This is a genomic window from Mucilaginibacter sp. McL0603 (assembly GCF_049992945.1).
Taxonomy (GTDB): Bacteria; Bacteroidota; Bacteroidia; order Sphingobacteriales; family Sphingobacteriaceae; genus Mucilaginibacter.
The window spans coordinates 2,424,900-2,444,128 of the sequence record NZ_CP188251.1 but is presented as its reverse complement, the minus strand read 5'-3'; the positions used below and the strand labels follow the sequence as shown (position 1 = coordinate 2,444,128).

At 42.6% G+C, this 19,229-nt stretch carries 17 protein-coding genes; 9 read left to right on the top strand and 8 right to left on the bottom strand.

Translation table 11 applies throughout. The features are described 5' to 3' along the window. Positions 1-429 precede the first annotated feature (429 nt). Positions 430-1,797, bottom strand: coding sequence for an ATP-binding protein (locus ACPPVU_RS11535; RefSeq protein ID WP_426671859.1), 1,368 nt, complete (start codon positions 1,795-1,797; stop codon positions 430-432). A gap of 368 nt (positions 1,798-2,165) precedes the next feature. Here ACPPVU_RS11535 and ACPPVU_RS11530 point away from each other — a divergent pair, with 368 nt between their 5' ends. After that, positions 2,166-3,029 carry an ankyrin repeat domain-containing protein gene (locus ACPPVU_RS11530; RefSeq protein ID WP_426671858.1) on the top strand — a complete coding sequence of 288 codons (864 nt, stop codon included), beginning with the start codon at positions 2,166-2,168 and terminating at the stop codon, positions 3,027-3,029. 28 nt (positions 3,030-3,057) lie between these two features. On the opposite strand, the gene ACPPVU_RS11525 is transcribed toward ACPPVU_RS11530, so the two are convergent. Beyond that, positions 3,058-3,930: an inositol oxygenase family protein gene (locus ACPPVU_RS11525; protein WP_426671857.1), complete on the bottom strand. Its 873-nt coding sequence runs from the start codon at positions 3,928-3,930 to the stop codon at positions 3,058-3,060. Positions 3,931-4,139: 209 nt separating this feature from the next. Here ACPPVU_RS11525 and ACPPVU_RS11520 point away from each other — a divergent pair, with 209 nt between their 5' ends. Continuing rightward, positions 4,140-6,782, top strand: a complete 2,643-nt coding sequence (locus ACPPVU_RS11520) for a glycoside hydrolase family 2 protein (protein ID WP_426671856.1) — start codon at positions 4,140-4,142, stop codon at positions 6,780-6,782. A gap of 34 nt (positions 6,783-6,816) precedes the next feature. Here ACPPVU_RS11520 and ACPPVU_RS11515 read toward each other — a convergent pair whose 3' ends face one another. Further along, positions 6,817-7,599, bottom strand: coding sequence for an RMD1 family protein (locus ACPPVU_RS11515; RefSeq protein ID WP_426671855.1), 783 nt, complete (start codon positions 7,597-7,599; stop codon positions 6,817-6,819). A 266-nt stretch (positions 7,600-7,865) separates the two neighbouring features. On the opposite strand from ACPPVU_RS11515, the gene ACPPVU_RS11510 reads away from it, so the two are divergent. Continuing rightward, positions 7,866-9,512 carry a L,D-transpeptidase family protein gene (locus ACPPVU_RS11510; RefSeq protein WP_426671854.1) on the top strand — a complete coding sequence of 549 codons (1,647 nt, stop codon included), beginning with the start codon at positions 7,866-7,868 and terminating at the stop codon, positions 9,510-9,512. A 20-nt stretch (positions 9,513-9,532) separates the two neighbouring features. Here the strand turns inward: ACPPVU_RS11510 and ACPPVU_RS11505 are convergent, their stop codons facing one another. Further along, positions 9,533-9,841 (bottom strand): hypothetical protein, encoded by a 309-nt coding sequence (locus ACPPVU_RS11505; RefSeq protein ID WP_426671853.1) that lies wholly within the window; start codon positions 9,839-9,841, stop codon positions 9,533-9,535. Between the two features lie 146 nt (positions 9,842-9,987). Between ACPPVU_RS11505 and ACPPVU_RS11500 the strand changes: the two genes are divergently transcribed. Continuing rightward, positions 9,988-10,230, top strand: coding sequence for a hypothetical protein (locus ACPPVU_RS11500; RefSeq protein WP_426671852.1), 243 nt, complete (start codon positions 9,988-9,990; stop codon positions 10,228-10,230). A gap of 178 nt (positions 10,231-10,408) precedes the next feature. Here ACPPVU_RS11500 and ACPPVU_RS11495 read toward each other — a convergent pair whose 3' ends face one another. Further along, positions 10,409-10,588, bottom strand: coding sequence for a hypothetical protein (locus ACPPVU_RS11495; RefSeq protein WP_426671851.1), 180 nt, complete (start codon positions 10,586-10,588; stop codon positions 10,409-10,411). Between the two features lie 240 nt (positions 10,589-10,828). On the opposite strand from ACPPVU_RS11495, the gene ACPPVU_RS11490 reads away from it, so the two are divergent. Beyond that, on the top strand, positions 10,829-11,371 hold the full coding sequence (locus ACPPVU_RS11490) for a M15 family metallopeptidase (RefSeq protein ID WP_426671850.1): 543 nt from the start codon (positions 10,829-10,831) through the stop codon (positions 11,369-11,371). Between the two features lie 9 nt (positions 11,372-11,380). On the opposite strand, the gene glgX is transcribed toward ACPPVU_RS11490, so the two are convergent. Continuing rightward, a complete protein-coding gene (gene glgX / locus ACPPVU_RS11485; RefSeq protein ID WP_426671849.1) occupies positions 11,381-13,534 on the bottom strand; it encodes a glycogen debranching protein GlgX in 2,154 nt (717 codons plus the stop codon). Between the two features lie 138 nt (positions 13,535-13,672). On the opposite strand from glgX, the gene ACPPVU_RS11480 reads away from it, so the two are divergent. Continuing rightward, on the top strand, positions 13,673-14,275 hold the full coding sequence (locus ACPPVU_RS11480; RefSeq protein WP_426671848.1) for a YhcH/YjgK/YiaL family protein: 603 nt from the start codon (positions 13,673-13,675) through the stop codon (positions 14,273-14,275). A 263-nt stretch (positions 14,276-14,538) separates the two neighbouring features. Here ACPPVU_RS11480 and uxaC read toward each other — a convergent pair whose 3' ends face one another. After that, positions 14,539-15,942, bottom strand: a complete 1,404-nt coding sequence (gene uxaC, locus ACPPVU_RS11475) for a glucuronate isomerase (RefSeq protein ID WP_426671847.1) — start codon at positions 15,940-15,942, stop codon at positions 14,539-14,541. A gap of 122 nt (positions 15,943-16,064) precedes the next feature. On the opposite strand from uxaC, the gene ACPPVU_RS11470 reads away from it, so the two are divergent. The 3 genes from ACPPVU_RS11470 (at position 16,065) to ACPPVU_RS11460 (ending at position 18,108) form a co-directional block, all read left to right on the top strand. Then, positions 16,065-16,616, top strand: coding sequence for a ferritin (locus ACPPVU_RS11470; RefSeq protein ID WP_426671846.1), 552 nt, complete (start codon positions 16,065-16,067; stop codon positions 16,614-16,616). A gap of 243 nt (positions 16,617-16,859) precedes the next feature. After that, the gene (locus ACPPVU_RS11465; RefSeq protein ID WP_426671845.1) at positions 16,860-17,384 is read left to right on the top strand and encodes a hypothetical protein; all 525 of its coding nucleotides are present in this window, start codon (positions 16,860-16,862) and stop codon (positions 17,382-17,384) included. Positions 17,385-17,505: 121 nt separating this feature from the next. Beyond that, complete coding sequence (locus ACPPVU_RS11460; RefSeq protein ID WP_426671844.1) at positions 17,506-18,108, top strand: GNAT family N-acetyltransferase; 603 nt, start codon at positions 17,506-17,508, stop codon at positions 18,106-18,108. A gap of 1 nt (position 18,109) precedes the next feature. On the opposite strand, the gene ACPPVU_RS11455 is transcribed toward ACPPVU_RS11460, so the two are convergent. Beyond that, positions 18,110-19,222, bottom strand: coding sequence for an acyltransferase family protein (locus ACPPVU_RS11455; protein ID WP_426671843.1), 1,113 nt, complete (start codon positions 19,220-19,222; stop codon positions 18,110-18,112). Between the last annotated feature and the right edge of the window lie 7 nt (positions 19,223-19,229).

Genomic DNA, 19,229 nt, shown 5'->3' with positions numbered 1-19,229 from the left:
CGCAGGACACACCATGGGTCGCTGTCATCGTTCCGGATAATACACTTTCCATGCGTAAGGAAGTATGGGGAGCGGTTGGGGAGTGTTGAGTTGGAAATCGGAAGTCTGAGGTCGGAAGTCAGATGAAATAACTTAATACTCAAAACTCATGACTTTGGACTTAAAAGGGCGTACTCGCTGGTATAAGCGGGCCGGGCTCCGCTTATATGGCGCAGGCATTAGGCCAATGTCATTAAGTTAAGGAAAAACAGAAGTGCTGATAATGTCGAATAATGAATTCTGAATATCGAACGCCGATGTTTTTACTTCATTATTCAGCATTAGCCATTCAATGTTCGATATTTTAGATGCTTGCAAATCCTTAACTTAATGACATTGCGCGTGCGCTAGCTAGGGTCACAAATTGCAACCTTAAAAACTTTTGTAGTTTTAAGACAAGGGTAAACGAAAACCAAAGCTACTGCCTTTACCTTGTTCACTTTCAACACTAAAAGTGCCCTTATGCTTTTTGACAATTTCTGCTGCAATGAACAGTCCAAGTCCCACGCCCTGGAAAAGCATGGCTGTTTCACTGACGCGATAAAATCGTTGGAATAACTGATCGATGTCCTTTTTTGCGATGCCTACTCCAAAATCCTGTACTTTAACAACAACATGTTTCGCTTCCAATTCGGCGATTACAAGTACCTGATTGGCATCCGGAGAATACTTGATGGCGTTAGTGAGCAGGTTGATCAACACCTGTTCAATCCTGAACTGGTCACCGATATAAAGAATATTAGCGAAATTTTCCAGCCGTATCTCGTGTTTATTGGAGATCATCTGGATATTGGCAATACTATTGGTTAATGCATCCGGAAAATAAAATGAGGCAATATTCAGGTCAATTTGTCCCGAGTTGATCTTGGTCACGTCCAACAGATCCTCTATTAATTTCTCCAGGCGCTTTACGCTATGGTTTGCATTTAAAATAAAAGGATAATTTTTATCAGTTTTGCTGGTCGTTTTTTCCAGGAGTTGGTTGATGGCTTTAATATTAGTAAGAGGAGTCTTAAACTCATGACTGACCATATTAAAAAACTCATCTTTTTTGGCTTCTGCGGCAGCCCGTCTTTCCTTTTCCAGTTTCTGAACCAGTAATTCCCTGTTGGCGATAATGAGTTCTGCAGCTCGCTTCCCCTTTTCTTCATCCTGAAACCCTAATTCTTTAAGCGCGATGATCAGCTCGGCAGCCCGCTTTTCTTTTTCTTCGTCCTGGAAATCCAGTTCTATATTAGCGAGGATCAATTCCGCTGCACGTTTCCCTTTTTCCTTGGTCTGGAAAATCAGTTCCTTGTTGGCAATAACCAATTCCGCTGCACGTTTTTCTTTCTCCTCGTTTTGGAAAATCAACTCTTTATTGGCAATAATTAATTCCGCTGCGCGTTTTTCCTTCTCCTGATTTTGAAAGATAAGTTCAGTGCTGGCTAATATCAGTTCAGCCGCCCGTTTTTCCCGCTCCCGGTTTTGCAGCTCCAGTTGGGTATAAGCAATGATCAGTTCAGCCGCCCGTTTTTCTTTTTCAGAATTTTGAAAGACCAGCTCCTTATTGGCTATAATTAGCTCCGCAGCCCGCTTGGCTTTTTCTTCATTCTGAAAATCCAGCTCCTTGTTTGCTGCTATTAGCTCTTTGGCGCGCTTCGATTTCTCTTCATTTTGAAAATCAAGTTCAATGTTAGCGAGGATCAATTCCGCTTCAAGCTTTGCTTTTTCCTGATTTGCGATGATCAACTGATCGGACAGATGCTTTATATCCATGATGTGGCTTGATGATTCATTTTAAATGAGTATACCATAGCCGTCCGAACAGATAGATACAAAAATAATGAGCGCTAATTTTGAGTTGCTAAACTTAAAAGAACCGGAATAACACAATAGTACATATTACAAATTGGGAATGAGATTGTTTTATGAAAAATCCTCCCCCTATCTGGCGTGAGTAAGCAGCGCAAGCGCAAAAGAAGTGGTATACTCATAACCCGGAAATCGTTTAGAAAGTCACGAGTCGCCTTTGCGCGTTAACCTACTCCTCAGAATCGCCATGTTATGATCATTTCATTACAGGAATTGCTGTAATTTGTAGCTAAATTTGGTAATAAGCGCAGTGGTATCAATTAATTAAAGCAATGAAAAATCCCGGCATCACAAATTCGTTATTTCATCGTGCCGTAGAAGCGATAGATTCCGGGAATATAACTGCGCTGGAAGCTTTGATCACCAAACACCCCTCGCTGGTGAAAGAGCGCCTGAAAAATGCAGAGGAAGGGTACTTTAAAGACCCTTACCTTATCTGGTTCGTTGCCGATAATCCTATCCGTAATGACAAACTGCCGCCTAATATTGTAGCGGTGACACGCTTGTTGGTTGATGCCGTAAAACGCGAAGCGCCGGATACTTATCGACAGCAAATTGACTATACACTGGGGTTGGTGGCCACGGGTCGCATCCCCCGGGAATGTGGCGTGCAGATAGCTATGATGGACGCGCTGATAGATGCAGGAGCAATACCCGGCGATGGGATAGGGGCTTTGGTACATGGCAATATTGAAGCTGCACAACATTTGATCGACCTCGGAGGTGATCTTACCCTCGCGGCAGCGATTTGCCTCGAGCGCACAGACGACATCGGGCGTTTAGGCGCAGTGGCAGACCATAGTGAAAAACTAACAGCAATAACCGCAGCAGCATTTTATGGGAAGGCAGATATGATCAGGCTTCTTTTAACGATGGGCGCTGATCCTAATGGCTACCCGGAAAACAACAGCGGTTTTCACAGCCATGCCACGCCATTGCACCAGGCCGTACAATCCGGGTCGCTGGATGCGGTGAAGTTATTGGTTGAGGCCGGTGCAAGGCTTGATGCAACCGATAGGATATACCAGGGAACTGCTTTGGACTGGGCCCGGCATATGCAAGCCGATGATTATTACGATGAACCGGCAAAAAGGAATTTCGCCCTCATAGCTGAGTATTTACAGGGTAAGGAATAATAACGTGTTTGCGATCGCAGATTAATAATTATAACCTCACTGTAACGGGCAAATATTTGGCGATCAGGTCCTCATAATACGGTTTTAGTTCTGATACTACCGGAACTTTAGGGCTTTTTGAGTACAGGTCGTACGGATTAAATTTATCTACCCATTTAAACATTTCCTGGTCGTGGGCATTTAGTAAATGATCGTAAGCATGTTCGCGGTGCTGCGGATAAAACGAATGGTAGCGAATCATATACAGGGCCTCTTCCGGCAAATGATCTTTTGTGATCTGGTAAAGGTATTCATCATGTCCCCATGACATATTCACGTTATCTAAGCCGCAATGATCAGAGTAAACGCCATATTTGGTATTAAAACGCTCATCGTAAGTATCCGGATTATCTGCAAAAAATTCGTGGTAAACAATCTTGTCAGAAAATTTGCAGCCTACCGGGAAAGTGTCACCCACCACGTTCCATTGCGGTTCGCCAAACAGGCACAGTACCTTCCCTAAGTCGTGTATAAAGCCCGTGAGCACAAACCAATCGGGATGTCCGTCGGCACGGATAGCTTCGGCGGTTTGCAGTAAATGCTGTAGCTGATCGAGTGAAATATCAGGATCCGAATCATCCACCAGGGTATTCAGGTACTCCATAGCCTGCCACCAGGGCATTTCCTTTTTATCGAACTTCAGAAAATTTTGTTTCTTGGCCAGCACATTATCATAGGTTTGATATTTGTGGTTCAGCCGGTAAAACTCGCGTACGCCGTCAATTTCGGGCTTATCATAATTGCGGAATTCCTCCTTGCTTTTTGCCGGTTTAGCCGGTTCGGGATAACGTTGCAAAACGTCATCTTCCCACTGCTCCAAACTAGTCAACGGAGAGTTTTCACTGTCGCTTAAGTTTTTCATGGCTCCTGGTTTATACAATTGGCTGTGTGCTGATTAAAGTTCGCAAAAAGATTTATCATATTCCGTTTTTCGCCGCTCTTTTTATTATGCCTCCAAACTAATATGCTATCGGTATCCGTTTATCACAACAATTTTGCACTTAAATACACGATTCATTCTGCCCATAATGCCTTGTATTATTATCTTGCACCCTTTTCGCAGATATGGCTATGAAATACCCTTCGCTACTACTGATAAGCTGTTTAATTATTCTTTTTAGTTTCCATAATGTCAACGCTCAAAACAGTTACGAACTAAACACCGGGTGGAAATGCGCACGCATTGATAGTGTAAAGGATAGCGGTACAAAAATATCAGTTGGTGGTTTTAGTACAACTAACTGGATGCAGGCAACTGTACCAGGTACTGTTTTAACTACGTTGCTGAACAACAAGAAAGTCCCCGACCCATTTTATGGGATGAATAATGAACTGATCCCGGATATCTACAAAACAGGTCGCGATTACTATACTTATTGGTTTGTAAAGGATTTCAAGGAAAAAGCAACCGGAGCAGAACAGGTCTATCTTAATCTAAGAGGCGTTAATTATAGCTGCGATATCTACCTGAATGGTAAAAAATTAAATAAAACCATACAAGAGGGCATGTTTTTAAGATACAGCTATAATATTACTGCGGATCTGGATAAAAACGGAAATAACAGGCTGGCTATATTGGTTTACCCACCAGATTTTCCGGGTAACCCAAATGGCGGTCAGGGAGGTGATGGTACCGTAGCCAAAGGTGTGGGTCTGCAATATACTGCCGGCTGGGATTGGATACAACCCATCCGCGACCGCAATACCGGCATCTGGGATAAAGTAACGATACAAAAAACAGGAAAGATCCGAATAGTGGATACTCATGTAATTACATTAGTTCCTGGAGTAAGATTGCCCGAGGGAGCACAGCAGCCCGTTACAATAAAAGTAACCGCCCAGCTATCAAACCCAACCAATACAGCAGTAAGCGGAATTTTAAAATATGAGATGGATGGCAAAACAGTATCCAAAAGTGTAGTCCTGAGTCCTAACAGTAACCAGATTATCAATTTGAATGACCTGTCACTGTCTAATCCTAAACTATGGTGGCCTAACGGTTACGGTCCACAGAATTTGTATAACCTGCATATTCAGTTTGTGCTGAATGGCAGTGTATCAGATCAGCAAAACCTAAAAGTTGGCGTAAGGCAGCTCCAATCTGAATGGAACGCCCATACCATGAGCAGGCAAATATCCGTAAACGGGCAAAAGATATTTATCAAAGGTGGCAACTGGATCATTTCTGATGCTATGCTGCGCTTGTCAGACATGCGCTACGATGCCGAGGTGCGTTTTCATAGAGATATGAACTTGAATCTTATCCGTGTTTGGGGTGGTGCAATGATAGAACGCCCTGAGTTTTACGATGCCTGTGATAAGTACGGCCTGCTGGTTTTCCAGGACTTATGGGGCTCCGGCGATTGCAATGGCCGCTGGCAGGACCCTCAAAAACTGGAAGATCAATGGACCCGACGGAAATATCCTGATAATCATAATCTGTTTCTCGAGTCGGTAAAAGACCAGGTAAAAATGGTGAGAAACCATGCCTCGCTTGCCATCTGGTGCGGTGGTAACGAGATCACTCCGCCAGAGGATATTTTAACCGCATTAAAGGATACCATTATGCCGCAATTAGACAATACACGCTGGTTTGTGGATTATTCCAATTCGGATGCAATGTCGTACAATACACTTTTAGGTAATGGTGACGGTCCTTACGGTATTCAGCCTTTATCAATGTTCTGGGAGCATCGCACTTACCCTTTTAACTCAGAGGTTGGGTCGATTGGTGTGAGCGATATTGAAGCTTTAAAACGCTTTATTCCTGCTGACCACCTGAATGCACCGCAATACGATGAATCGACCCATAAAACAAAAACTGATGAGGTTTGGAACTATCATAAATACATTGGCTATGATACCAGCATCAACAAATACGGCGAAGCTAAAAGTGCCGAGGATTTTGCCTTCAAGGCCCAGTTGGTCAATTACGATCAGTACCGCGGTTTGATGGAAGGTTTCAGCTCACATATGTGGGATTGGTATACCGGTACCATCATCTGGAAAACCCAAAACCCGTGGACTGCCATGCGTGGCCAAATGTATGATTACTATTTAGACCCAAACGCCTGTCTCTATGGCCTGCATAACGGAAGCGAGCCTTTGCACATCATGTATAACCCGGTAAATGGCGTGGTAATGGGTGTTAACAATACGTTTAAACAGCGTGCAAGCATGATGCTGGTAGTAAAAGCTTACAGCATGGCCGGACAGGAAACCTTGCTTACCCAGGTGTTTGCAGATATAGGCCCAACGTTAGCCAAGAAATACCTTTCGATAAAGGAAGAAGTAGATAAACTGGCTGCCAAAGAGGGTTTATTCCTTGATCTTGAACTACTGGATGCGGATAAAAAGCCGATCAGCCAAAACATTTACTGGATACCTGATAGTAAAAACAACTATTCAGGTTTGCAAAAAATGGAGCAGTCTAAATTAACCACCACCGCCAAATACCTGCAACCCGGCAAAGTAGAGGTTACATTAACTAATGACAAACAAAATGTTCCTGCGTTTTTTAACAGGGTATCTATAACCAATGCCGAAACCAAAAGCAGGCTAATGCCGGTATTTTACTCTGATAACTATATAACCGTTTTACCGGGCGAGCAAAAGAAGATCATCATTGATTGCGATCAGTTTAAAGGCAAAAAAGTAATTGTATCGGTCAATGGGTGGAATACAGCCTTAAGATATATCAATATTGAAAATTGACATCAAATTAGTTCAGGCGTCTTTCATTAGAAATTTACCTAAACATTTTCTGTGCGAAAATATTCAGGACTTCAACAAGGATGAGTATAATAATTACTAATTCTAAGCGATAGCTATTTCTATATTGCAGCAGGTCCCTAAAAAGTTCCAGATTGTCTTTCACAATATTTAGTCCTTCCTGTATGTCTCTGAATCTCTCCTGTATGTCAAATGTTCGTTTAAGATCAGTATGGATTTTATTCAGCTTTTCATCATCCCAGGTCTCGGGAGGAGAATCAAAAATATAGAGGTTTTCGGCAATCCGGTTTTTTAATACTAATGTTTTCCCGATATATTTTTTAAGGTTTGTACCGGATATGTTAAGACGCCCCTTTGCTTCTAATATCTGTGTATGTTGGTTAGTTTCCTCTATCAGCTTAGTTGTTTGCTCTTCGTAGTAATCCAGTGCAACAGACTGTGACACAGTCATCATAATCAATCGTAAAACCTCAATATCCGACCCTGTGATCTCAATTGAATTGAACCCTATTTTGTTTTTCCCGGCATTGGTTTGTATTTTAAATTCTTCCGTCAGACTTTGATCGAATACATTTTTACAATATGCGGATATGAGTCTTAAAAATTCTGAGATTTTGATCGGGTCGTAATTTAAAAAGCATACCACTCCATATTTAAAAACATAAATAAATTGCTCATTACCCGTCTTGTAAAATAGTTCATCTGAATCGCTATAATACAAATCCGACTTAAAAGCAGATTTGAACGTTTTTATATCGATACTATCAGCTATCTGGTACGATAAAACTTGCTGTAACATGTTTGAATATTAAAATTGGGGAATACCCCCTAACCATCGGGCGGTAGACCGAAAGAATACAATAATGGTCTGATTATAAAGTTACAAAAAATATTTTTTGATGCTGCATATATACATATGGAACGCGTACGGGTGAATGCCTGTCCGTCTGTCTCTTTGTGTAGTAATTGGTGATCGGATATAGACAGAAAAACAAAGTAAACTTATCTATAAGTAAAACACTTATCGGTTAAAAAGGTTAATCTACAACGTTAATCAGCAACACAATGAAGATCAACAACCTAAGCAAGCTGTACAGCCTTTTGAAATTGCACAATTTGATACTTTTTATATGCCTGGTAAATTGCATTAACTTTTGTTATGGCTGCAACAATTCAAGTAAAGCATTTGTCACTACGTCAAACCCAATTGCCAAAGACACAGTACTGAAGGGGACTTTCAATCCGTCGTCGGGTATTGTTTTCGATAGTACGGCTGTTGATCGTTTTTTGAAATCAAAACCTGCGTTTAAAGAATTTGAAAAGGACTTCAGGAAGTTTTACCGGTTAAGAAAATACAACTTTGTATGGTACGATAAAAAAGGGCTGATAGAATCTGCCAATAACCTTTTTGCGCAGTTGGAATATCAGCAAAACGATGGCATTTTAAAAAATATCCCTTATAAAGCAGAATATGATGCACTTGTCAGCAAGTATACTAATTCAACTTCGCATCCATCACCTGACATAAATCTGGAGCTGATGTTAACCGGTCAGTATTTTAATTATGCAAAAAACGTGTGGACTGGTTCACAAAATGAAAAAGCAAGTACCATCGGCTGGTATTTGCCACGTAAAAAGCTGTCCTATTCAGAACTGCTGGAAAAAAACATTTCAGGTAAAGACACCACTGTTGGACAAAAGGCTGTAGTACCTCAATATAATGCCTTAAAACAAGCGTTGTTAAGATACCGGAGATTAGAAAATGAAGCTGATGAAAAGATCATCTTGTCAGATTCATTAAAAAAAATAAGATCGGGTGGTACTTTGCAGGCTATCGCAAAACTCAGAAAAAGGCTTGTACAGTTAGGAAATCTGGAAGCCGATAATCATAGTATGGTATATGATGATGTGTTGCTAAAAGGAATATTTGATTTTAAAGAAACTCATGGCTTAACACGAAACGATATCATCGACAGGACATTTATAGCTGAGCTGAATGTGCCCATAAAAAAACGCACCGAGCAGATCATAGTGAACCTTGAACGCATGAGGTGGATACCTACAGAAAATCATGGTGACGAATTTATTTTGATCAATATCCCTGCATACCTGCTTCATTATTATGAGAAAGATAAAATTGTATGGGGCTGCAATGTGGTAGTGGGCAAGGCAATGACCAAGACAGAGATATTCAGCGGTGATATGAAATATGTAATTTTAAGCCCGTATTGGAATGTACCGCAAAGTATCGTGAATAAGGAAATAATCCCCGGTATCAGGAAGAACCCAAATTACCTGGCAAATCATCGCATGGAAAGCAACAACGGTGGCTATCGTCAAAAACCCGGACCTAACAATTCTTTAGGCCTGGTTAAGTTTATCTTCCCAAATTCTAATAATATTTACCTGCACGATACTCCTTCCAAATCATTATTTAGCGAGGATGCAAGGGCTTTTAGTCATGGATGTGTCCGTGTAGAAAAGCCGAGAGATCTGGCTATCCGTATACTGAGACAAAAGCCACAATGGACTCCTGCTAAAATAGATGCAGGGATGAATTCAGGAGTTGAAACAACCATCACTCTAACCAAAAAGATACCTGTTTACATAGGCTATTTTACCGCCTTTGTTGACCCCAACGGAAGGCTCAATTTCAGGAATGATATTTATAGCAGGGATGCCAGACTGTTAAATATGCTGATGAAAAACTAATTAAAATCAAATAATTAACCCTACCAAAAATCTTCAGTAGAAGCGACTAAGGTAAGCAGTTCCAGCTTGGCTTCAGCCTCCTGACCGCTTGCCAATAGTTCGGCAGCGAATTTGTTGAATGAGTTTAACGACATCAGTACCTGGTGGGCTTCTTCACTTTCGAGCTGATCGAAGTGCATAAAGGTTTTACCATCGGGCAGCAGCCAGCAGCCGTATTTAATGCCGGGGTGGTTCAGTTGCTTTAACTCCTCTACAATGGCGGCTATGTTTGCCTGGTTTATGGGTGCAAACGCTGCCGTGGTGGTGTATTGTACTCTTACTATTTTCATGTCTGCGGGTTTGTTGTACGATAAAGGTAACGGCCCGAAAACAACAATAAAACGTGCAACCACGACAATTTGCAGGGTGATTTACGACAATAAAAAAACATTTTGCTGATTGGTTTTTTATAATAGATAATAGAAAAACAAAGATCATGGCAAAGAGTGCAAAGAGAATTAGCAAAGGCAAACCATCCGGCAACAAAAAGGAAAACGAAGGATGGGTAGACCCTTTCGACTCAGTTGACCCTGAAACTGATGCGAGGATAACCGACGAATACATGGACGATGAAACCGGCGAACCTGCCGATAACGTAAACATTAAACACCATAACCGCCACCTGCACAAAGGCGAAGACCTGGAAACATTTAAAGATTATGATGAGGATGACGACTGAGTAGTAAGGCTGTCCGTCTTGATATTCTACTCACCCCGACTTTGCTACGCTCGTCGACCCTCTCTTTGGCAAGCCAAAAAGAAGGCAAAAAAGGAAAAAGTAAAACCCTCTTTCCGCGCAGCGAAGAGAAGGTGGTCGAGCGAAGCAATGACCGGGTGAGTCGATGTGCGAGCGTCCCCTACTCCCCTTTCTTCCCCTCATCCTCACGCGGTGGTGGTGGCAGTTCATCGGGGATATCTTCGTTATTTTCTTTGGGGATCTCGGGCTGATTGGGATCATCGGGTTGCTGTATTTCGGGTCGTTCCGGCTGAACAGGCATTTCCGGCTGCTCACCGGGGAAGGTGTTATGTTTTTTCATGGCGATATATCTATTTCACACTAGTTTAACAGCCGGGGAAGTGCTTTTGTTAGTTGATTTGATTTAATTACCCTTAATCCTTGCTATCTCCAAAACATAAAAAAATACAGTACCCAGGTGCGGGACGCTGGTAACTTTGAAGTTGCAACATTGTTTTCACCTGCTAAAATACCGTTAAAACACCCTTTGTTTGCTTTTAATCAATTACTTACCTTTAATTACAAACTTAATCCAAACGTCGTGGCAGTAGATCTTAACCAGCTTGACCAGGATTTTCAGGTCAAAGTCCAGGAATTGTTAACCGCCTGTGCAGATGCAGGCTATCCCATGCGACCCAACGAAGGTATACGCTCTCCGTTTGAGCAGGGCCGGTTATGGCGCCAATCAAGAGCAGGCGCAGTAGTGCAGGCAAAAATTGATCAGCTAAATGCCAACGGGCAAACCTTTCTGGCAGAATGTATAAGACGTCCCGGCCCATCCAATGGCGACCATGTTACCAATGCTATTCCCGGCCTGTCGTGGCATCAATGGGGCAACGCACTCGACTGTGTGTGGATAATGGACGATGGCAGCGAAAACTGGTCGGAAACTGCACTGATAAACGGCAAAAACGGCTATCATGTGTATGCAGATATAGCCTCAGAAATTGGTTTGAATGCCGGCGGTCATTGGGATAGTTTTGCAGACTGGCCCCATGTGCAACTACCTGCAGCATCCAGCCCGCGGAATATTCATACCATGCAAGATATCAATGATATCATGAAACTGAGGTTCGGGCCGTGATGTCTGTATTTACCCGTAGCTTTTGTTCCCGTTATGGATCATCTGGTGTTGGAGCAATATAACCGATCTGCCGGCTATCTTGACCACATCTTCTGCATTGTATTTCTGCTTACCTGTTTCCTGTGTATAAGTGGCGGTATCCAATATTACCTCCCAGTTTTTGGCGTATTTTGATGATGGCAGGCGATAATCAACCGGGTCATCATCAGCGTTAAAGATGACATAGAAGTTGTCGTCCACAATATCTTCACCTTCAGGGTCTACCGCATGCAGGCCTTGCCCGTTCAGGAAAACGGCTATTGATTTGGCAAAACCCTGATCCCAGTGATCATCAGTCATCTGCGAACCATCCGGCAAAAACCAGGCTATATCTTCGATACCGTTATCTTTAACAAGTTCGCCCTTAAACCAGCTTTTTCTTGAAAATGCGGCATGTGCCCTGCGCAGGTGGATGAGCTTTTTGGTAAAATCAAGCAGATCCTTATCTGCCGTTGCCCAGTTTATCCATGATATCTCGTTATCCTGGCAGTAAGAGTTATTATTCCCCTGCTGGGTATGACCGATCTCGTCACCCGCAAGCAGCATCGGCACACCCTGCGACAAGAAAAGCGTGGCTAAGAAATTCCTTTTCTGCCGATTTCTAAGCTCATTAACTATCGGGTCATCCGTAGGCCCTTCCACCCCATAATTGCATGAGCGGTTGTGGCTCTCGCCATCGGTATTATCCTCGCCATTGGCTTCGTTGTGCTTTTCGTTGTAGGATACCAGGTCGTTCAGCGTAAAGCCATCATGTGCAGTTATAAAATTAACACTTGCCGTAGGGCGACGATAATCCTGGTACAGATCGGCACTGCCGGTAATTCGGTTGGCAAACTCGCCCAGCATGCCTTCGGTTCCGTTCCAGTAGTCGCGTACGCTATCGCGATATTTGCCGTTCCACTCACCCCATCCCGGCGGGAACTTGCCTACCTGGTAACCACCTTCGCCAACATCCCAGGGCTCAGCAATCAGCTTTACCTGCGAAATGACCGGGTCCTGATGTATGATGTCGAAAAACGCACTCAACTGGTTAACCTCATGCAACTCACGCGCTAAAGTAGATGCCAGATCAAACCGGAAACCATCCACATGCATTTCCAGTATCCAGTAGCGCAGGCTGTCCATCATCATCCGCAATACGTTGGGCAGGTTGGCATTAAGGGTGTTGCCTGTACCTGTATAATCCATGTAGTAGCGCCTGTTGTCATCAATAAGGCGATAATAGCAAGCGTTATCTATCCCTTTAAAGCTAAGCGTTGGCCCCATCTGGTTGCCTTCGCCGGTATGATTATACACCACATCCAGGATCACTTCAATGCCTGCTTTATGCAATTCCTTCACCATATTTTTAAACTCCACCACCTGGTTATTATCCAAAGCCGACTGGTTTGAATACCGGGCATCGGGTGCAAAAAAGCCGAGTGTATTGTAGCCCCAATAGTTGGTTAAGCCTTTATCTTTCAGGCTGCGGTCAGTCAGGAAATAATGCACAGGCATTAGTTCGATGGCAGTGATACCCAGATTTTTAAGGTATCCGATACTTAAGGGATGTGCGATTGCCGAGTAGGTACCGCGGATCTCTTCGGGGATATCCGGGTTTAATTTGGTAAAACCTTTTACATGGGCTTCGTAAATGATGGTGTTGTAGTAAGGTGTACGGGGTGGTTCATCGTCTTCCCAATCAAAATGCGGATCTACTACTACGGCTTTGGTCATGAAAGCACCGCTATCGGTATGGTTAAAGCTGAGGTCTTCGTTTTCATCTCCTATTTCGTAACCGAACAAGGCATCGTCCCATTCAATAGTACCCGATATAGCTTTGGCATAAGGATCAAGCAATAATTTATTGGGATTAAAGCGGTGACCATTCTCCGGTTCATAAGGGCCAGATACGCGATAGCCATACAATTGCCCCGGACCGATATCAGGAATATAAACGTGCCATATATAGCCGGTTTTTTCTGTTATTTCTATTTTTTCTGATTCAAGTTCGTCGGCAGGATGTTTAAAAAGTTGTAATTCAACCCCGGTAGCATTTTCAGAGAAAAGAGCAAAATTTACTCCTTTTCCATCCCACGTAGCACCCAACGGAAAAGCCTCGCCAGGTAGGTATAAATTTTTCATAACAGCAATCAATTAGCCAAATGTATTCCCTAACCAAATAAAATTACACCGGGAATGTTTGAAAGAAATTGAAAAAGTTTTCGGTTTAGCTGTATATTGGTATGCCAATTTATACCACACTTTACCTGTTAAACAATTATGAAAAACATTAAAATATCAGCATTATTATTAGTATTAATTCTGACCGTTACGCTTGCATACGCACAGAATAATGATTCTATCGCGACAGCAAAAAAATGGGTTAAAAGCCGTGTATGGGCAAAGGATTTAAAGCTGAAGATAGACCCATCCGTAAACAGCGTTGAGTTTAAACGCCAGTATGAAGCCAACCCTGCATTATGGGATAAAGTACTTAAATTTTTAGGCGATAGCAAGCTGGCTACCCTTGCACCGGGCAAATACCCTATCGAGGGAACAGATGCTTATGCTATGATAGCAGCAGGTCCACCAAAAAACATAGATGATGTAAAATGGGAATCGCACCGGAAGTTTATCGACCTGCAATATGTGATAGCGGGCAAGGTAAAGCTTGGCGTTGCAGCAGTGTCATCAGCTACGGTAACGGCTCCTTATGATGAAACCCGTGATGCAGCCAATTATACCGTTGAAGGAAAGTATTATGAAGCCACACCCGAAGAGTTCTTCCTGTTTTTCCCGCAGGATGCACACCGGCCGGATATTAAAGTGGATGGATATGATACGTTGAGGAAGCTGGTGATCAAGGTTCCGTATCAGAAATAGGATGGTGGCCATAGTGGCCGGGGGTAAGGATATGTGCGGACGGACGGACACTTTGTTAGTGATCGGTGATTAGTTAATTAGTGATTAGTTTTTGTTCATTAAACATTTTGTTATAAGTTTCCAGGACTGTCATTTCGATGAGCAAATAATATGTTGAGCGCTGGTTGTCATGCTGAGCCCAGTCGAAGCACGGCGGGCATGGCCTTACCGCACAGACTCTTCGACGAAGCTCAGGGTGACAACGCTCTTTTTAAATGATGGGATCACTTAAACCCAAAATACTCCTTAGCATTGTAATAACATATATCACGGATAATTTTACCTGTCCACTCGATATCATTGGGCAATTCGCCGTTTTCGATATCAGTGCCAAACAGGTTACAAAGCAAGCGCCTGAAGTACTCATGCCGTGGATAGGATAAAAAGCTGCGGCTATCGGTAAGCATGCCTACCAGTTTGCTCAATAGTCCCATGCTGGACAGGGTGTTGAGCTGCCGTGTCATCCCATCCTTCTGATCAAGGAACCACCATGCCGAACCAAACTGTATCTTTCCTGCAACTGTGCCGTCATTAAAATTGCCGGTCATGGTTGCTATTAGTTCGTTATCGGCAGGGTTTAGGTTATAAACAATGGTTTTGGCTAACTGGCTGGTATTATCCAGCCTGTTCAGGAATTTTGATAAAGCCTCTGCCTGCCTAAAATCACCGATAGAGTCATAGCCAGTATCCGGTCCTGCTTCACGGTAAGCACGGGTATTATTATTGCGCAAAGCACCAATGTGGTATTGCTGCACCCAGCCTTTCTCATGATCCCAAAGGGCAAACTCATGCAACATCGCCGATTTAAATTTCAACACCTCACCAGGCTGTAATGTCTTGCCTGATCGTATATTGCTAAATATTTCGCTGATCTCGTTGTCGGTATAATCCCCGGCATATAATTGCTCCAGACCGTGATCTGATACTGTACAGCCATTCTCTGCAAAATAATCGTGACGCTTTTTTAAGGCTTGCAGGTAATCAGCATAGGTGGAAACAGTAGTATTACTCATAGCTTCCAGCTTGTTGATATAATGATTCAGGCTGATCAAATCATCGGCATTCATGGCTTTATCCGGTCTGAAAGCAGGGAAAACTTTAACATTCAAGTTAGCTGCCTTTATTTTCTGGTGATGCTCCAGGCTATCCAGCGGGTCATCGGTAGTGCATATCACCTCCACATTCATTTTGGTGATGAGGCTTTGCACGCTGTATTCGGGCTTTTGCAGTTTTTGAGTACAATCATCATAGATCGCTTTAGCTGTTTTGGGCGATAATATTTCGTGGATATTAAAGTAACGCTGCAATTCAAGGTGTGTCCAGTGGTAAAGTGGATTGCGCAGAGTATAAGGCACGGTTGCCGCCCATTGTTCAAATTTCTCCCAGTCGGTTTTTGTACCGGTTATGTAGGCCTCGTTTATCCCGTTGGCACGCATGGCACGCCATTTATAATGATCGCCACTGAGCCATATATCGGTCAGATTTTTAAAATTGATATTGCCTGCTATCTGCGCAGGGTCGAGATGGCAATGGTAATCGATGATGGGCATATCCGCTGCAAAATCGTGGTATAGGCGTTCGGCAGTCTTATTTTGTAATAGAAAATTCTGGTCTAAAAAGTTTTTCATAATGCGGATCAACTTCTGATGTGTGGGCTATAAATTTAGTACTACTTTATAATTCTGATGATACAATTAAAAATTATTTATCACCACGCAAACTATTAGCTGCGATGTTAGTTTAGGATTTTATGGAAACGAACCGATTATCGCCAACGCTTGCACAGGCCCTGAACAAACAGATGACCAACGAAGCGGCTAATGCACAAATATATCTGGCTTATGCCTCATGGGCAAGCGAAAAAGGTTATGATGGTATTGCCAACTTCCTGTTCAGGCATGCCAACGAAGAGCGCAACCACATGATGAAAATACTGGAATACATCCTGAAACGAGGTGCAAAAGTAGTTGTAACCGAGATTCCATCTCCGGGCCCTGACCCGGCAAGTGTGAACGATTGCTTTGAGAAAGTATTTACGTCTGAAGTAGAAAATACATCAGCTATCTATCGTATCGTGGAAATGAGCATGGCAGAGAAAGACTGGGCAACCTGGAACTTTATGCAATGGTTTGTAAAAGAACAAACAGAAGAAGAAACGCTTGCATTGGATCTGTTATCCAAGATAAAAGTTGCCGGTGGTGCCAGTGCCAACGATGACGCCCTTTATATACTGGATAAAGACCTTGCGCAAACTGCAGATGATGCCACACTGGCACAAGACGTAAGCGCAGCTAATCCGTAAATCACTCTATACCAATATACCGTAAGGCCTGTTCGTTTATGCGTACAGGCTTTGTTTTTTTATATGGATTGATACAATAGAACCCTTAGTTGACACATTGAATCAGCCACACTTTTGCAGGATTTTTATGTCGCACATAAAATTTCATTTTATTGTTCTTTGTATGTAAATTGTACCATCACAAAACAATCATAGCCTACCCCTACGGCTATAAAACTCTGTTAACCTTTAAACTAAGAAACCATGGAACCCAATCATCTTTCAATCCTCGGAATTATTCACACCGCTTTTAGTATTATCGCATTGCTCGCTGCATTTTATGCCTTATACCGTTCGGGCAGGATCGATCCGGTAACAAGTCCCGGCAAATGGTACATCTGGCTTACTATCATTACCTGTCTTACAAGTCTGCCTATCATGAAAACCGGGCATCCTACAGCCGGGCACTACGTGGCAATAACTATTTTGATATTGATACCGCTTGGAGTGTTTGTAAAATCGCTTCGCATATTCGGTAAACTGGCTGATTATGTTCAGATCTTCTTTTTATCCACTACCATTTTCTTATCGTGCATACCGGCAATAGTAGAAACATTGACAAGGCTACCTATCAGCGGGCCAATTGCCAGCGGACCTAATGACCCTATCATACAAAAAGGCATGGGTGCTTTAGTTGTGCTTTATTTTTTGGGTATGATCTACCAGATGGTGAAGCTATGGTCGCGTCGTAAAAAGGGTGGCCAGCAATTAAACAGCGCGGTTAATTAACAACATTGGATATTTATTCTGAACTCACTTGACGATAGTGGGATTGGAATGATATGCTAACAATTTTTTATTAAATATTCAGAAAAAGCGTCGTTATGAGTATAATCGTAAAAATTATAACATGATTAGCCCTTACAACCGACTTAACGAATACATCTTAGAAGATGACAGCGTATTATTAAGACCGTTGAAACAATCGGATATTGAATATTTGCTGCCTTTTGCCTTAAATGAACCAGATACATGGAAATACTCGCAGACAAGTGCAAGGGGCGAAGAAGGGATGCGCAATTACATCGGCACGGCTCTAACCAACAAAGCCGAAGGAAAAGAATATCCTTTTATCGTGTTTGATAAAAAGACTGGTGGCTATGCCGGGAGCACACGCTTTTATGATATACAACCTGCCAATAACATGCTGCAATTGGGCTATACCTGGTATGGCGAAAAGTTCAGGGGTACGGGATTAAACAAGCACTGCAAGTTTTTGCTGCTCCGGTTTGCTTTTGAGGAACTGGATATGTACAGGGTAGAATTCAGGGCCGATGCAAGGAACGAGCGCAGCATAGCCGCCATGAAAAGCATAGGCTGCAAACCAGAAGGTATCCTGCGAAGCCATATGTGGCTGGAAGATGGCAGCAGGCGGGATTCCATCGTACTAAGCATTCTGAAAAGCGAATGGGAAAACGGTGTAAAAGAGAACCTTAAAAGCAGGCTCAAATAGCCTATAGTTTAATAAATATTTTATTCCTGCTTAGCCAATAACAGATATACCATTCAATCATCAATGTAGTAAAGGCTGAAATTACCGCCGTTATTTTAGGGCTTATACTAGCAAGTCCTAAGAAGCCCCGTACAAAAATAGCTACCGCACCATTGAGCCATTGATACCCCACTGTTTCAAAAAACAGGTAGATAAAAATAGCGTTCATCCCAACCACAACTGTGATCCAGGCATATTTACTGAATTTTTTAATATCGATCAGCCAATACAAAAAAGCCATCATCAGGAACACCCAGCCTGCGGATGCAAGCGTAAAGGCACTTGTTGCAATACGTTTGATAATTGGGGTAATGTTAGCAATATCTAACCCAAACCCTAAGACCAACCCTATTATACCTGCAAGTAACAGGTACTTTATTTTTTGATTTGCAGGTCTGTCAGATATCAGCAGTTTTCCAGCCAAAACACCCCATATAGTATGTGCAGCAGTGGGTATAATATTAATAGCTACCCATCCATCATGATTGATCTTACCCATCAGAACGGTATCCAAATAGGCCCCGAAGTTGTGATATTCAACAAAAGGCTGGCTAAAACCTGGAACTAATATTGTGCGGTATAATACTTCGGTGATGACCAACAACAATACCGAAACTATGATTTGAAATTTCACAGACTGGTTAATGATAAGATATGCAATGATGGTGGTAAACGACAACTGCGTTAGTACATTCCACAATTCCCAAACCAATTTTCCGGCATAAACGCAATGTAAGCCCGTGCCCAACAAAAACAGTTTAAGCGACCGGATAGCAATATGCCTGAAGTTCATCTCCCAACTTATACCTTTTTGTTTTTTGGAGTGATAGGAAATATACATTGCCGTACCCGCAATCAGCATAAAGGATGGTTGAACCAGGTCCCAGAAATGTAAACCATGCCATGGGTGATGAAAAAATTGGTTTAAAAAACTGTTAAAAATACCTTCGGGATGCAATTGCTTTAATGATTCATAGACTGAACAGCTTTCGGCAGCTAGCAATATCATGATGAGGCCACGCATTACATCGAGAGATAGAAGCCTTTCCGGTTTTTGAACGAGGGTACTTTCCATTACAGAG

Bases quoted from the DNA above. Each gene is read 5' to 3' on its own strand.
- ACPPVU_RS11500 (WP_426671852.1), top strand. From the start codon at position 9,988: ATGGCAAAGAGTGCAAAGAGAATTAGCAAAGGCAAACCATCCGGCAAC.
- ACPPVU_RS11455 (WP_426671843.1), bottom strand. From the start codon at position 19,222: ATGGAAAGTACCCTCGTTCAAAAACCGGAAAGGCTTCTATCTCTCGAT.
- ACPPVU_RS11535 (WP_426671859.1), bottom strand. From the start codon at position 1,797: ATGGATATAAAGCATCTGTCCGATCAGTTGATCATCGCAAATCAGGAA.
- ACPPVU_RS11470 (WP_426671846.1), top strand. From the start codon at position 16,065: ATGGAAACGAACCGATTATCGCCAACGCTTGCACAGGCCCTGAACAAA.
- ACPPVU_RS11510 (WP_426671854.1), top strand. From the start codon at position 7,866: ATGAAGATCAACAACCTAAGCAAGCTGTACAGCCTTTTGAAATTGCAC.
- ACPPVU_RS11525 (WP_426671857.1), bottom strand. From the start codon at position 3,930: ATGAAAAACTTAAGCGACAGTGAAAACTCTCCGTTGACTAGTTTGGAG.
- ACPPVU_RS11460 (WP_426671844.1), top strand. From the start codon at position 17,506: ATGATTAGCCCTTACAACCGACTTAACGAATACATCTTAGAAGATGAC.
- uxaC (WP_426671847.1), bottom strand. From the start codon at position 15,942: ATGAAAAACTTTTTAGACCAGAATTTTCTATTACAAAATAAGACTGCC.
- ACPPVU_RS11520 (WP_426671856.1), top strand. From the start codon at position 4,140: ATGAAATACCCTTCGCTACTACTGATAAGCTGTTTAATTATTCTTTTT.
- ACPPVU_RS11480 (WP_426671848.1), top strand. From the start codon at position 13,673: ATGAAAAACATTAAAATATCAGCATTATTATTAGTATTAATTCTGACC.
- ACPPVU_RS11515 (WP_426671855.1), bottom strand. From the start codon at position 7,599: ATGTTACAGCAAGTTTTATCGTACCAGATAGCTGATAGTATCGATATA.
- glgX (WP_426671849.1), bottom strand. From the start codon at position 13,534: ATGAAAAATTTATACCTACCTGGCGAGGCTTTTCCGTTGGGTGCTACG.
- ACPPVU_RS11505 (WP_426671853.1), bottom strand. From the start codon at position 9,841: ATGAAAATAGTAAGAGTACAATACACCACCACGGCAGCGTTTGCACCC.
- ACPPVU_RS11465 (WP_426671845.1), top strand. From the start codon at position 16,860: ATGGAACCCAATCATCTTTCAATCCTCGGAATTATTCACACCGCTTTT.
- ACPPVU_RS11530 (WP_426671858.1), top strand. From the start codon at position 2,166: ATGAAAAATCCCGGCATCACAAATTCGTTATTTCATCGTGCCGTAGAA.
- ACPPVU_RS11495 (WP_426671851.1), bottom strand. From the start codon at position 10,588: ATGAAAAAACATAACACCTTCCCCGGTGAGCAGCCGGAAATGCCTGTT.